The organism is Paraburkholderia sp. BL6665CI2N2, assembly GCF_004366535.1.
Classification (GTDB): Bacteria; Pseudomonadota; Gammaproteobacteria; order Burkholderiales; family Burkholderiaceae; genus Paraburkholderia.
On the sequence record NZ_SORC01000001.1, the window covers coordinates 3,681,649 to 3,694,106 of the forward strand.

General features: G+C 60.5%; 15 protein-coding genes and 2 pseudogenes. 11 read left to right on the top strand and 6 right to left on the bottom strand.

The annotated features are described in order from the left end of the window. Window positions 1-21: 21 nt before the first annotated feature. The 5 genes from B0G81_RS16410 to B0G81_RS16430 form a co-directional block, all read right to left on the bottom strand. A complete protein-coding gene (locus tag B0G81_RS16410) occupies window positions 22-933 on the bottom strand; it encodes a LysR family transcriptional regulator (RefSeq protein WP_106283064.1) in 912 nt (303 codons plus the stop codon). Window positions 934-1,028: 95 nt separating this feature from the next. Next, window positions 1,029-2,048: a zinc-dependent alcohol dehydrogenase family protein gene (locus B0G81_RS16415; RefSeq protein WP_166679007.1), complete on the bottom strand. Its 1,020-nt coding sequence runs from the start codon at window positions 2,046-2,048 to the stop codon at window positions 1,029-1,031. A 116-nt stretch (window positions 2,049-2,164) separates the two neighbouring features. Continuing rightward, a complete protein-coding gene (locus B0G81_RS16420) occupies window positions 2,165-2,596 on the bottom strand; it encodes a tautomerase family protein (protein ID WP_134143137.1) in 432 nt (143 codons plus the stop codon). Between the two features lie 201 nt (window positions 2,597-2,797). Continuing rightward, window positions 2,798-3,682 carry a 3-keto-5-aminohexanoate cleavage protein gene (locus B0G81_RS16425; RefSeq protein WP_134137549.1) on the bottom strand — a complete coding sequence of 295 codons (885 nt, stop codon included), beginning with the start codon at window positions 3,680-3,682 and terminating at the stop codon, window positions 2,798-2,800. A 47-nt stretch (window positions 3,683-3,729) separates the two neighbouring features. Continuing rightward, on the bottom strand, window positions 3,730-5,136 hold the full coding sequence (locus B0G81_RS16430; RefSeq protein WP_134137552.1) for an NAD-dependent succinate-semialdehyde dehydrogenase: 1,407 nt from the start codon (window positions 5,134-5,136) through the stop codon (window positions 3,730-3,732). Between the two features lie 164 nt (window positions 5,137-5,300). On the opposite strand from B0G81_RS16430, the gene B0G81_RS16435 reads away from it, so the two are divergent. From B0G81_RS16435 to B0G81_RS16460, 7 genes are all read left to right on the top strand, one after another. Next, entirely contained in the window at window positions 5,301-5,597 is a 297-nt protein-coding gene (locus tag B0G81_RS16435) for a DUF1330 domain-containing protein (RefSeq protein ID WP_134143138.1), read from the top strand. A 275-nt stretch (window positions 5,598-5,872) separates the two neighbouring features. Further along, the gene (locus B0G81_RS16440) at window positions 5,873-6,649 is read left to right on the top strand and encodes an enoyl-CoA hydratase/isomerase family protein (protein ID WP_134137557.1); all 777 of its coding nucleotides are present in this window, start codon (window positions 5,873-5,875) and stop codon (window positions 6,647-6,649) included. A gap of 1 nt (window position 6,650) precedes the next feature. Continuing rightward, complete coding sequence (locus tag B0G81_RS16445; RefSeq protein ID WP_134137561.1) at window positions 6,651-7,937, top strand: CoA transferase; 1,287 nt, start codon at window positions 6,651-6,653, stop codon at window positions 7,935-7,937. 67 nt (window positions 7,938-8,004) lie between these two features. After that, entirely contained in the window at window positions 8,005-8,139 is a 135-nt protein-coding gene (locus B0G81_RS45390) for a hypothetical protein (protein WP_279590483.1), read from the top strand. A gap of 55 nt (window positions 8,140-8,194) precedes the next feature. Further along, the gene (locus tag B0G81_RS16450) at window positions 8,195-8,653 is read left to right on the top strand and encodes a hypothetical protein (RefSeq protein WP_243856495.1); all 459 of its coding nucleotides are present in this window, start codon (window positions 8,195-8,197) and stop codon (window positions 8,651-8,653) included. A 185-nt stretch (window positions 8,654-8,838) separates the two neighbouring features. Then, the gene (locus B0G81_RS16455) at window positions 8,839-9,552 is read left to right on the top strand and encodes a TetR/AcrR family transcriptional regulator (protein ID WP_243856497.1); all 714 of its coding nucleotides are present in this window, start codon (window positions 8,839-8,841) and stop codon (window positions 9,550-9,552) included. Between the two features lie 130 nt (window positions 9,553-9,682). Then, window positions 9,683-10,117, top strand: coding sequence for a PaaI family thioesterase (locus B0G81_RS16460; RefSeq protein ID WP_134137568.1), 435 nt, complete (start codon window positions 9,683-9,685; stop codon window positions 10,115-10,117). A 140-nt stretch (window positions 10,118-10,257) separates the two neighbouring features. Here the strand turns inward: B0G81_RS16460 and B0G81_RS44650 are convergent. Beyond that, window positions 10,258-10,656: pseudogene (locus B0G81_RS44650) on the bottom strand (SDR family oxidoreductase); the annotation flags it as partial. Window positions 10,657-10,698: 42 nt separating this feature from the next. On the opposite strand from B0G81_RS44650, the gene B0G81_RS16470 reads away from it, so the two are divergent. The 4 genes and pseudogenes from B0G81_RS16470 to B0G81_RS44655 form a co-directional block, all read left to right on the top strand. Beyond that, entirely contained in the window at window positions 10,699-11,004 is a 306-nt protein-coding gene (locus B0G81_RS16470) for a hypothetical protein (protein WP_134137571.1), read from the top strand. A 10-nt stretch (window positions 11,005-11,014) separates the two neighbouring features. Continuing rightward, window positions 11,015-11,311 carry a CsbD family protein gene (locus B0G81_RS16475; protein WP_134137574.1) on the top strand — a complete coding sequence of 99 codons (297 nt, stop codon included), beginning with the start codon at window positions 11,015-11,017 and terminating at the stop codon, window positions 11,309-11,311. A gap of 65 nt (window positions 11,312-11,376) precedes the next feature. Continuing rightward, entirely contained in the window at window positions 11,377-11,751 is a 375-nt protein-coding gene (locus tag B0G81_RS16480; protein WP_106283052.1) for a phage holin family protein, read from the top strand. A gap of 312 nt (window positions 11,752-12,063) precedes the next feature. Further along, a pseudogene (locus B0G81_RS44655) lies at window positions 12,064-12,290 on the top strand (IS3 family transposase); the annotation flags it as partial. Window positions 12,291-12,458 lie beyond the last annotated feature (168 nt).

The following is a 12,458-nucleotide window of genomic DNA, read 5'->3' on the forward strand; positions in this document are numbered from 1 at the left end:
GTCGGAGTGAAGCCCGGCGGTCTAGCTCCAGGCTTGCGCGAGCGAAAGGATTTCGGCGCGCAGGTAGTCGATCAGCGCTTGCGTCGCGGGCGACGGGTAGCGATTAGGCAGCGTCACGATATACAACGTGTTCTGCATGCCGGCTACGCGGAAATGCGGAAGGACTCGCGTCAGTTCGCAGCTCATCGGAGCGAGCGGCACGTAGGCCGGCAACAGACCGATGCCCATGCCCTGACACACGGCTTCCGTCAGAAATGGATAGTCCGAAGACTGAAGCGCAGGCTGCATCGTGATCACGTGGACGTCTGTCTCGTCCTCGCGGTGCGTGAGCGTCATCGTGACGCGGCGGCCAGGATAAGGTGATGCGACCAGCGTCTGCTTTTCGAGGTCGCTCGGACAGTCGATGGGACCGTGCTTGTCGACGTAGTCCGCCGACGCAACCAGATTCCAGTCGATCGAGCAGATAACGCGCGCCACGTAATCGAGCGGCGGCGTTGTCGTAATTCGTATCGCGACGTCGACTTCGGCTGCGATCAGGTCTTCGATCCGGTTGTTGAACGTGACCGTGAGCGCGATGTTCGGATGCATGCGCGCGAACTCCAGCAGCTTGCCGCCGAGAAACATCCTGCCGAAGCCCGTGGGCACGCTAATGCGAACACGGCCGCTCAACGTCTGTCCGAGGCTGTCGATCGAGGCCCTCGCCGTGCTCAGGTCTTCGAGCATGCGCTGTCCGCATTCGTACAGCGTGTGGCCGGCTTGCGTCAGTTCGAAACTGCGTGTGGAGCGGCGCAGCAGTTGCGCGCCCGTCTCGCGCTCCAGCAGCTTGAGCCGCTGACTGATGTTCGCGCGCGTCATGCCCAGTTTGCGTGCGGCGGCGCTGAGGCTACGCGACTCGACGATTTCGACGAACAGGCTGACCAGGTTCAGATCCATGATTTGACGGTGCGCGTGATTACCAGGCGATCGACTGCGGCCGCTTTCCCATTTCCAGAATAGGCCGCCAGTTTAAGTCAGCCGCGGCCAGGAGCTCAGCGCTGCGCGAACACCAGCAGCGGCTTGGCGTCGTGTGCGGCGCTTTCAGCAGCCACGAAGGCTTCGTGTGCGCGGTCGAGGCTGTAGCGCTGCGCTGCGGGCGGCTTCAAGGTGCCCTCGGCCATACGATCGAGCAGACTGCGCAGCGTCTGGCTGGCTTCACTCACTCCTTTGCGTGCGAGCCACGAGAAGATCAGCCAGCCGCGCACCTCGGCAGCCGAATAGATCAACGCCGGGGCGAAAATCGGCATCTCGAACGCCGCCGGATCCATCTGACGATGCGACGACAAGGCGCCGTAGACAAGCATGCGCCCATTCGTGGCCAACTGACGCGCAAGCGTGGCGCCTGTCTGGCCCGCGACGCAGTCGATCGCGCTTACGATGCCTTTGTCGCCAGTGGCCGTTTTCAGTTGCTCGGGCCAGCGTTCGTCAGCCGTGCATAACACGACGTCACCGCCCAGTGCCTGTATCTCGGCGACCTGCTCTTCACGGCGCACGAGGTTGATGGTGCGGAACCCCTGTGCCTTCGCGATCTGCAGCACGAGGCGTCCGACTGTCGAGCCCGCCGCGCTCTGGACCAACCAGTCGCCGCGTTCGAGCTGATGCTCCGACATCGTCATCGCCCATGCGGTCATTGGGTTGATCAAGGCCTGCGCGGCGTCTTCGTCGGAGATTGCAGCCGGAACCGGTATCGCACGGTCGACTGGACTGATGACCTGCTCTCGCCACGTTCCTGGCACGTCCAGCAACACAACACGTTCTCCTACCCGCGTGCGTGACACGTCGCTGCCCACGGCGTCGATGACGCCGACGCCCTCGGACCCGGGCGACGCCGGAAGCACCGGCTGACGCTGACGGGCGAAACGACCACGAATCACGTGCAGGTCGGAGGGATGCACGGGTGCGAGAAGCATCTTCACGCGGACTTCACCGGGCCCGGGGGTGGGTTCGGGCAAATCACGCCAGTGGACTACCCCTGACGGCTCGCCGTTACGTTCGATTATCAAGGCCTTCATGTGCTCTTCCATACGGTCGGGAGAGACTGCGGCGAAAGCCGGACTTTCACCGCAATCGATTGGGTTCAGCGTGTCAATAGACTCAGCCCCAATAGCTTCAGACGAAGCTGATCGCTTCAACCTTCGCTCGGCTCATATGGCGACGCCCGGTTTTCGCGTTTCCATTTCTTTTCAGCTTCCGTATCGGGCCGCGGTGGGCGAATGCCGTCGATCAACCACAGTTGTTGCGGCGTTTCGCCGACATGCAGTTCGTAGTGGTAGCCCCGGTCCTGGACGAATGGCGCAATGGCAGCGTTCGCCTTGCGCAGCCACGACTCCGTCCACGCGACGTCGTTGGCGATATGTCTGGCGAAATGATCCAGTCGGATTCTGACGAAATCGCCTCGCGACTCACCTCCCATGAAAAAGGAGTCTTTCGGCTGTTCATGAAACAGAACGCCGACGTAAAAGGGAGGAATGATGTAGATACCGGTGATTCGTTTCGCCATCTCCTGCTTGTCTTCAGCCGTGTAGGCACCGGGGGGATGATAGATATTCCACAAAGGCATTTTTGTCTCCATACATCAATAGATGCCGCGTTTCTTATGCCAGAACATCCAGTTGTCTTGAAAGATAAGGCGAACCAGACATGAGCGACGCGGCGTGATAGATAGCCCAAGGATAGGCTACCGTTTGAAATCAATGCTTTCGCAATGCAGCATTGATGGCGACTCGTCACATAGAAGTGCAATCACATCGTCGCACCCGTTCTAGTGGCGACGGGAAAGGCCGAGTATGCTGCGCGCGTCGCCGGGTGTTGCCACCTCCCCGCCGATGCTTTTGACGATACTGACCGCGCGTTTCACCAGCGCCGCGTTGCCCGGCGCCAGTTCCCCTTTGGCCAGATAAAGGTTGTCCTCCAGGCCGACGCGTACATGTCCGCCGAGAATCACGCTTTGCGCCACGATTGGAAACTGGGCACGCGAGATGCCGAATGCCGACCAGCGGGCATTCGCGGGCAGATAGCGTTTCATCTGCAGAAGGCTCTCGGTATCGGCGGATGCGCCCCACGGCACGCCAAGACACAACTGGAACAACGGCGCCTGCAGGATGCCCTGCGTTTCGATCAGATGGCGAGCGAGGCGCACGTGGCCCAGATCGAATACCTCGAGTTCCGGTTTCACGCCGGCTTCTTCAATCAAGGTTGCCATCTTGATCAGATGGTCGGACACGTTCACGAATGCGCGATTGCCGAAGTTCATCGTTGCGATGTCCAGCGTGCAGATTTCCGGGCGCAACTCCAGCACATGCCGCACGCGCGCCTCGGGCGTCATCATCGTGCTGAGTTCGCTTCCCCGGTTCGGGTCCTCGTCGCTGGGAACGAAACGCGCCCCCGGTCCTGTCGTCAGGTTGATCAATATCGGGCATCCACTTTTGCGGATGCGCGCAACGACTTCGCCGTAGTGCGCCAGCTCAGTGCTTGGCGCGCCGGTCTTCGGGTCACGAACGTGAATGTGCGCGATGCTCGCGCCCGCTTCATATGCAGCAATGGCCTCATTGGCAATCTGCTCGGGCGTTACCGGAACGGCGGGGTTCACGCGCTGGGTATCGTCGCTGCCAGTGAGTGCACAACTGATAATCGTCTTGCTCGTCATGGTGTCTGTTCAAAAGGAGAAAAGAATCAGGCGCTGCAATCGCGCGCTCAGGCGGCCCGCGCGGGGCCGAACGGTGAAGCGCCGACGGGCGCAACCCGGATCAGCTTCTTGTTGACGAATTCGTCGAAGCCCAGCAGAGAAAGCTCTCGCCCAAACCCTGAGCGCTTGATGCCGCCGAACGGCAGTTCCGCCGACGTGCCGAACGGCTGATTGATGAACACCATGCCACTGTCAATCTGTGCGGCTACTTGCTCGCCGCGTTCGGTATTGGCCGTAAACACCGACGCACCGAGACCATAAGGCGTCCCATTGGCTAGCGCGATCGCAGCCGCTTCGTCCTCGACGACATAGAAAGCGGCGACCGGGCCGAACAGTTCTTCGGCGAAGATGGGGTTCTGCGGCGAGATGTCGGTGAGGACAGTCGGTTGCAAATAGAAGCCCGGACGCTCGACACGTTTTCCGCCACACGCAATGCGAGCGCCATGCGAAGCCGCGCGATCGATCTGCTCAAGCAGCAACTGCAACGCGCGCTCCGACGAAAGCGGTGCGACGGCGGTCGCCGGATCGGCTGGATCGCCCGTCTCGAGCTCTGCCATCCGCTGCGTGAAGCCCTCCAAAAAAGCGGCACCGCGTTCCTTGCCGACCACGATAATGCGCTTGGAGCCCACGCAGCATTGACCTGCATTGAGCATGCGGCCTGCGACCGCGCTTTGGATCGCCCAATCGAGCGGCGCATCGTCTAGCACGATGAATGGATCGCTGCCGCCCAGTTCGAGAACGACCTTCTTCAGATTGCGGCCCGCACGCTCGGCGACGGCGGCGCCGGCGCGCTCGCTGCCCGTCAGCGTTACGCCCTGCACGCGCGGATCGTCGATGACGCGGCCAGCCTGTTCGATCGAGATGAACAGATTCGTATAGACACCTTCCGGCGCCCCCGCTTTCTCGAACAGCCGGGCGAACGCCAACGCCGATTGCGGGACGCTTTCCGCATGCTTGAGCAGCAGCACGTTACCGACCATCAATCGCGGACCGGCCACACGCGCAATCTGGTAGTACGGGAAATTCCAAGGCTCGATGCCGAAGAGCACACCGATTGGCTCGACGTGCACGGCAGCACCGGGCGCTTCATCGAGCGCGCGCGGTTGCAGATAGGCATGCGCGTGTTTTGCGTAGTAGTCGAGAATGTTTGCCGCCGACTCCACTTCCTTGCGCGCTTCGCCCCTTCGCTTGCCCATTTCCAGCGTCAGATAGCCCGCATATTCGTCGGCCTCCTCGCGCAACAGCATCGCAGCGCGCGACACGATGCGAGCCCGGTCGCTGACGGGACGACGACGCCAGTCGGTTTCAAAAGCGCGCTGCGCGGCAGCGAGTTTCGCTTCGAGCGACTCGTCGGATATATCGTCGTAGGTGGCGAGCAGTTCGCCGCTTGCAGGATTGATCGTCGTGTACGGCATGAAGTTCTCCGCAAAAAAGTTGGCAATGAGTCATCGCGTTGACAAATGCTAACACTGTTAACACGTTCGACGACCAGCTTTTTTGGCCAGGAAAAACCCTCATTGATATTCATGTTAACGCCGTTACTATTGTCGTGTATCTTCTTCAAATATGGGAAGGCGAAATGGCAAAGGGATATTGGGTGGCAGCGTATCGGGCGGTCCATGACGCGACCAAACTCGCGGCGTACGGCGTCCTCGCGACACAGGTAGTGAAAGCAGCGGGTGGAAAATTTCTGGTGCGAGGCGGCGAAGTCGTTGCGTTTCAGGCTGGCATAAAGGAACGGACCGTCGTGGTCGAATTCCCGAGCTTCGATCAGGCGCTCGCTACATTTCAGAGTGAGGCATATCAGGAAGCTCTGGCCGTATTGGGAGACGGCGCCGAAAGAGACGCGCGCGTCGTGGCAGGCCTCGATGATTGAAATGCTCGTCCGCTCCCCGCTGTGGACTTCCGGAGAACGTTTTGGCTTGTGAACGAAAATCGCTGCATACTTTGGTCGAACATTGGCTTCCCTCCTGCACAGGCTCGGCCCGCGATGGGCGCCAGCTGTGCCTTTACTCATTGACATTGATCAACCACCGGAGCTGGGAGGCGACCCTATTCAAGTTAATGCCGGCGCTATTTTTTTGACTAAATGTTATGCTTGTTAACATACAGGCATGCGAGAGATACGAATCTGAAGAACCCGGAGCAAAAATGGACGAAGCAATTGTTCAGACAGAAATCAAAGGCCACGTAACGGTCCTTACGATGAACCGCCGACCGCACAATCTGATGGGCCCGACGCTGTATCGCGCGCTACTCGATGAATTCGACGAGGCGGTCAAACGCGGCTCGCGCGCGATCCTCCTGCGCAGCAATCTGCGGCATTTCTCGGCCGGCGCTGAAGTGGCGCTCTTTCCGGATCGTATTGCCAAACAAGGAAAAGCACTGATGGATCCGCTCGAGGTGCTTCGTGGCTTCGAAAGCCTTCCGATCCCCATCGTTGTCGCGGTGAACGGCACCTGCCTCGGCGGTGGCTTCGAAGTGGCGCTCGCCTGTGACTTCAGCGTCGTCGCCGAATCAGCCAAGATCGGCTCGGTTGAGGTCGCGCTCGGCTTGCACCCGCTGCTCGGCGGCATCCAGCGTCAGGTGATGCGTGCCGGTCCGGCGCGTGCGAAAGAGCTCGCGTTGCTCGGTCGTCGTTACGACGCGGCGACGCTCGAACGCTGGGGCTTGATCAATCTCGTCGTGCCCGACGACAAGCTCGATGAAGTGGCGTTGTCCGTCGCTCAGGAACTGGCGGCCGGTCCGACCGTCGCGCATGCAGCCACCAAGCAGCTAGTACGGGTCGCGGTCAACGAAGGCGTGGCCGCTGCCGACGAGGCGATGTTCGAACTGCAAAAGCCGATCTGGGCGTCGCAGGATCTAAAACGTGGACTGGAGGCCTTTGACAAGGCCGGCCCTGGCACCGCTGTTTTCGAAGGGAACTGACATGACCGGACCGCTCGAAGGACTCAAGGTCGTCGATTTTTCCCGCGTGCTGGCCGGCCCGCTGTGCGCGCGGACGCTAGCCGATCTCGGTGCTGACGTCATCAAGATCGAGCCGCCTCGGCCCGACGTATCGCGTGCCGCGTTCCCGAATCGCGACGGCATGTCCGGCTACTACGCCCAGCAAAATAGCGGCAAGCGCAATATCAGCATCGACCTGAACGCGCCGGGCGCGCGTGAGTTCGTGCTACGCCTGTGCGACGACGCCGACATTGTCGTCGAAAACTTTCGAGCCGGGACACTCAAGGGTTTCGGACTCGACTACGACACGCTTTCCCGCCGCAATCCAAGGCTGGTCTATGTATCAATCACAGGCTATGGCCAGCGCGGTCCTTGGGCGTCGCGCATGGCTTACGCACCGACCGTGCAGGCCGAAACGGGATTCACGCACAACACGTTGCGACATTTCGACAGTGCAAGCGAGGGCCGCAGATGGACCGATCCCCTATCGCATGCGGACGTCTATGCGGGCCTGCAGGCGACCATTGCCGTGCTCGCGGCAGTGCGCAAGCGTGAAGTCACTGGGCGCGGCCAGTACATCGACGTGGCCATGGCGGCAGTGATGCTGTCGATCAACGAGCGCGCGCACCTCGATCTCGCGGGTGTCGAAACGGGCGCCGAACCGGGCATCCTCGGCGCCGCCGATGGACCGCATTTCGTCGGCCCCGGTGGCGAAGAGTTCGTGGCGGCGCAAAGCATCGTCGGCAGCAACACGTTTCCGAACTACTTGCGCGCCATGCGCCGTATGGACTTTGCACAGGACCCGCGTTTCAGTACCGCTGAGCGCCGCCTGCAGAACTACAAGGCGTTGCACGCGGTGATCCAGACGTGGATGCTGTCGTTCCGCGATCTCAAGTCGCTCGATGCGCAACTCGACGAGGCCAAAATCGCGATGGGGCAAATTCGTACGCTGAAGGAACTCGCCGAGACCGATTGGGCAAAGCAATGGGGTGCTGTACACGAGATTTCGGATCGTCGCGGCGGGTCGTATCTGATACACGGCTATCCATGGAACTTCTCCGATGACGAGCTTGGCATGCGCAGCGCGCCCGCGTTTCGCGGCGAGCATAACGAGCAGGTGTTCCACGAAGCAGGAATGGCCGATAGCGAAATCCGCCATGCAATCGATACCGGCATTCTGGTCGGCGGCCCACTACCGTCGGCAACGAAGATCGGGGCCACCGTTCTTTCGCAAGCGCGTGAGTTGCAGAATGTGACGGACGAGCTTTGATCGCCGCGATATGCGTCGTAGTACCCGTATCGACACAAGACATCGGAGGACCGAATGGAAGTGGTCAATGAAGCCCGTCAAGAGGAGGCATCGTCTGATGACGACGCCCTCCTTCCCCGCCATCTGGATCTTGAGCGCCGCCCACTTTAGCCTGCTGGCCGCCACCGCCGCACTGTTTCTTCTCCCCGACGATACTGCGTGAAGCGGGATTCGGCGGATTCAAAGAGATCGGCCGTGCGGTCGCTGGTGCCCGCGCATTGGGGGCATTGGGCAATGTAATTATCTGCAGCATCGGGGGCAGTGCGCAGCGTCGCCGGCTCTTCTGTGCGCTGGCGTCGGTCTTTACTGCTGTGAGCCTTTCGGCACTCGTTTTCGTATGGCATGGCAGTATGACCGCGACGTTTTTCCTGCTAGTTCTTGGTTTCGCGGGAACGGGAGCCGGTATAACGCTCTTCTGGCAAATGTCTGTCGGTCTTCTCAGCGGCAAGTCGATGGTGGTCGGCGTGCCATTGATCAGTTCCGTCGCCAACATCGCCGGTTTCGTTACACCGTTTCTGATTGGATATGTCCGCGACGCGACGGGCACTTACGCGAGCGGGTTCATCATGATCGCCTGCGTCCAGGCACTCGGCGTCGTGGTGCTTCTTTTCGGCGTGCAACGCATTGTCAGGAAGCGATCGCCCGTTGACGATGTATCGGTTCGATGCCCAATGTGACGAGAAGATGCCGGCGTGGGCGCGCAAGGTACTCGTGGTAAGCCCACCGGCAGCCTACCGAGCCGTTACGCGGCTAGAATGCCCGTAGCGGATTACGGTTGTCAGCGCGCGATCAGCAATAGTGCGTGCCTCTTCGCGCAGAATATATAATCGATTCCTTGTTTTACTCCACGAACGAAGGCCACGTGAGTCCCAAGTCACCTATCGCGAAGAATGCGGATTACCACCACGGCAATCTCCGCAACGCGCTCATCGAAGCGGGACGCAGTGCGCTCATGGAAGTATCCGCACAGGACTTGAGCCTGCGTTACCTCGCGCGCATGGTGGGCGTATCGGAAGCCGCGCCCTCGCGTCATTTCTCGGGTATCGACGAATTGCTGGCGACGATCGCGGCGAGTGGTTATCGTGATCTCGCTGCGTTGCGCGTTGCGATCCGTGACAGCGAAGATACGGCGCTTTCCAAAGCGTACCGGATGATGCGGGAGTATGTTGAGTTCGCACAGCGCCACAATGGACTGTTCGGCCTGATGATCGGTCCTCGCATCGTCGCGCATCAGGCGTATCCAGAGCTCATCGAGGAAAGTAACCGGTCTTTTGGCTTGTTTTCCGAAACGATCGAGGCACTGGCAATCGAAACTGGCTGGACCCAGGCCGATCTGAAGCTGGTGACGCACGCCGCGTGGAGCATGGAACATGGTCTCGCCACGCTCATCCTGGCGAATCGCGCACCACGAGCTGACACGAAAGTCTCAATCTCAAAGCTGATCGATTTTGTATTGATGACCTTGCTTAGCGCGATCACGGCCGGTCCGGATCACCTCGAGCGCGTGATCCAGCAATGCGAACTCTCCGGAAAGAAAGCGGTGTCGCGCACGGCTCGCAAACGCGCCAAAGCGTAGTCATCGCCGCTGTTGTCCTGATGTCAAGTTTCAGTTAACAGCGCGTTAACTCCGACGACGTTCAATTCCGAGCCAATACATCTACACTTCGAAGCGAATATTGAACGCAAAGGCGTTTCGGAGGAAGAGGATGCAACCATTGGAAATGAGCGGTCTTGAATTGCTGCGTGCAGCTGCTTCGGGCCAATTGCCTCGCGCTTCTATGGGAGAGACGATTCCCATGTCGTTTGCCGAGGTCGATGCCGGATATGTGAAGATGACAGCGCGCGCCAGCAGCCAGCATCTGAATCCTCTAGGCGGGGTACACGGCGGCTTCACGGCAACCGTACTGGATTCCGTGACCGGTTGCGCCGTACATTCGATGTTGGAGCCAGGCGTCGGGTATGGCACGATCGACCTGCAAGTGAAAATGTTGCGACCTGTGCCGCGCGATCAGGACGTCGTGGCGGAAGGCAGAACGGTCCATCTCTCTCGGAACATCGCAACCTCCGAAGGTACGTTGAAGTCTCTTGACGGCAAGCTGCTCGCCACGGCAACGGCTACCTGCTTCCTGAAGAGAACCTGAGCCACTCCGACAATGCCCCTGCGGTAGCACATGGCGAGAAATGCCGTGTGCGACGCGGACGCTTCTCGTAACGGCGCCCGCAAATCTGTCGCACGAGATTAGAAACCAGTTCGAGCGCCAGTTCGGCGGCGCCGACCGATCCAGCTTTCGTACATCGCCTGATCTGCGAACAGGGCGCCGGCGAATTTGGCTTTGGTGAGGCCCGGCAGCAACGCATTCACGCGAATGCCAAGCGGCCCGCACTCCTTGGCGAATGCGCGCCTCCTGTTGACCACGGCCGCCTTTGTACCTTGCGGCGCCTGCGTGACGCTAGCGCCCTGCATCGCCGGCCCTGATCGTGCAACCCCTACACCACTTGCTCCCGCCTGATGGACCGCACCCGTGTCTTGCGCGGATCCGGTCGCCGGACAGGTCGACATCAGCGCTGCAATGGTGAAGTTTCTGAAGCGCAAGTCCATTTGCGTCTCCATGGTCACGCGTTCATGATGTGCGGGCGTGTCGACTCGAAAAAGCGCTGCTGACACAGGAGCTTTTTCCATAGCGGCAGCCCGAAATCGCCGGATCCTCCCTCACGCGATCTGATGATCGCCGTGGCCAGGATACAAGCCAGCGGGCGCAACGCTTTGCCGCGGCGATCACTTTCCATGTTCGATCCGTTAATGGACGGGACCGGTATTTTTGTTACCTACGACGAAATCGCGATGGAGCGCCGACTTTGGAAAGCGCAAGCGCTGCGAGCGCGCGTCAACGAATTGCCGAATTGGGCCCGGATTTTGCGCAGCATCTTGCACGCCTCCCGCTGCCGATCCAGTGCTTTGCGCAGGGGCGTGGTTCACGACATTCGCGCGGGCGCATTTTTTCGGTGCAGCCTGACCGCACGCACCTGAGGAGCAGACCATGGAAACGACAAACGGAGAAGGAACTGAGGAGGAAGTCGCCGGCGATGTGCAGCCAGCCGCCGGGGACCTGCTCGGCAATGTCGGCGCGCAAGTTAGCGAAACGGCAAGCGAACTGAGTGGCAAAGCGCAGCAACTCTATGCCGACTTTGTGGATGTCGTACGCGAATCTACGGTGGAGCGGCCGCTCGCGGCGCTGGCAATTGCCGCCGGCGTCGGATTCGTCCTCGGGGCGTTACGCGCGGCAAATCGCTCGACGCCCGATAACAGCCGAAGCGACTGGAGAGATCGGGAGTAAGGCCATTTACACCAGGTGGTGCGCCAAGGCGCTTCCACAACGAGCCGACCTCGAGGAGTTCCGCAATGTCCATGCGTTCGAAAGTCACGAAGTGGCGAAACGTCGGCAGATTTTGCGTCGAGCGAGCCACTGATTATGGTGAGTTGCTCGGGGTCGAACTTGAGGAGACCAGGACGCGCCTGGTCCGCGAGTTGAGCGCACTGGTTGCCCTGGCCGTCGCCGGGCTGTTCACACTGTCGTTCGTGTGCATTGCGATCATCGCGACCGCGTGGCGTACGCCTTACTTTCTCCAGGTGGTATGGGGCGTTGCCGCGACGTGGCTGGTGGTTTCCGTGATTTCTTTGCTCTTCGTCCGCGCCCAGAAACCTGGACGCTCGCTTCATCTTTTGCAGAGAGAAATCCGGAGCGATCTCGACACGTTGAAGGAGGCGCTGAAATGAACTGCACCGTTAGCATCAGGGAAGCCGAGACCGCCATCCTGCTGCGCATGGCGGAAACACGCGCAGGGCTGCTACTGGCAAATAGCCTCCCACCATCGACCCCGAGCATACGGGGACAGACGCGCTCTCCCGCGCTTGGCCTCGTCGTCTCGCTCACGGAGGCACCGCGCGTCACGCTGCTGCTGGCGTTATGCGTCGGCGCCATCGTCCTCGGACCTCGCCGGACTATCGTCGTTGCCGGCCGCTCCGGGATCACCGCATGGCTCGGAGGCACCGTCCGGAAGGTCTTGCTCGGCGAAACCCAGGCTGCAGCGGCAGATAGTCGGTCACGACGTGCATGATGCCGAGTCGGCGGAACTGGCTGCGTTGCTGATACGACGTGCTAGTGTGGCGAAGTGCGTGGCAGGAAGTCCGCTGCTGCACTGCGACAACGGCAGCCCGATGACGGGCGCGACGATACTCGCCACCCTGAAAAACCCAAGGTCGTGGCCCCGTTCAGCCGGCCCTTGGTGAGTGACGACAACCCGTTCGCGGAATCGCAACGGAAAGAACTAAAACCGGTTGGTTGAAGTGATGCGACAACTGGCGCGGGGCCAACAAGACAGAACCGGCACCAAGGCGTTCCGAAGTTGAAATATCGCGCGGAAATGCGCTTGAGTTGATTCGGCGATGAAGATGCGGTCGGGCGCATCTTCATCGCTTTTCGT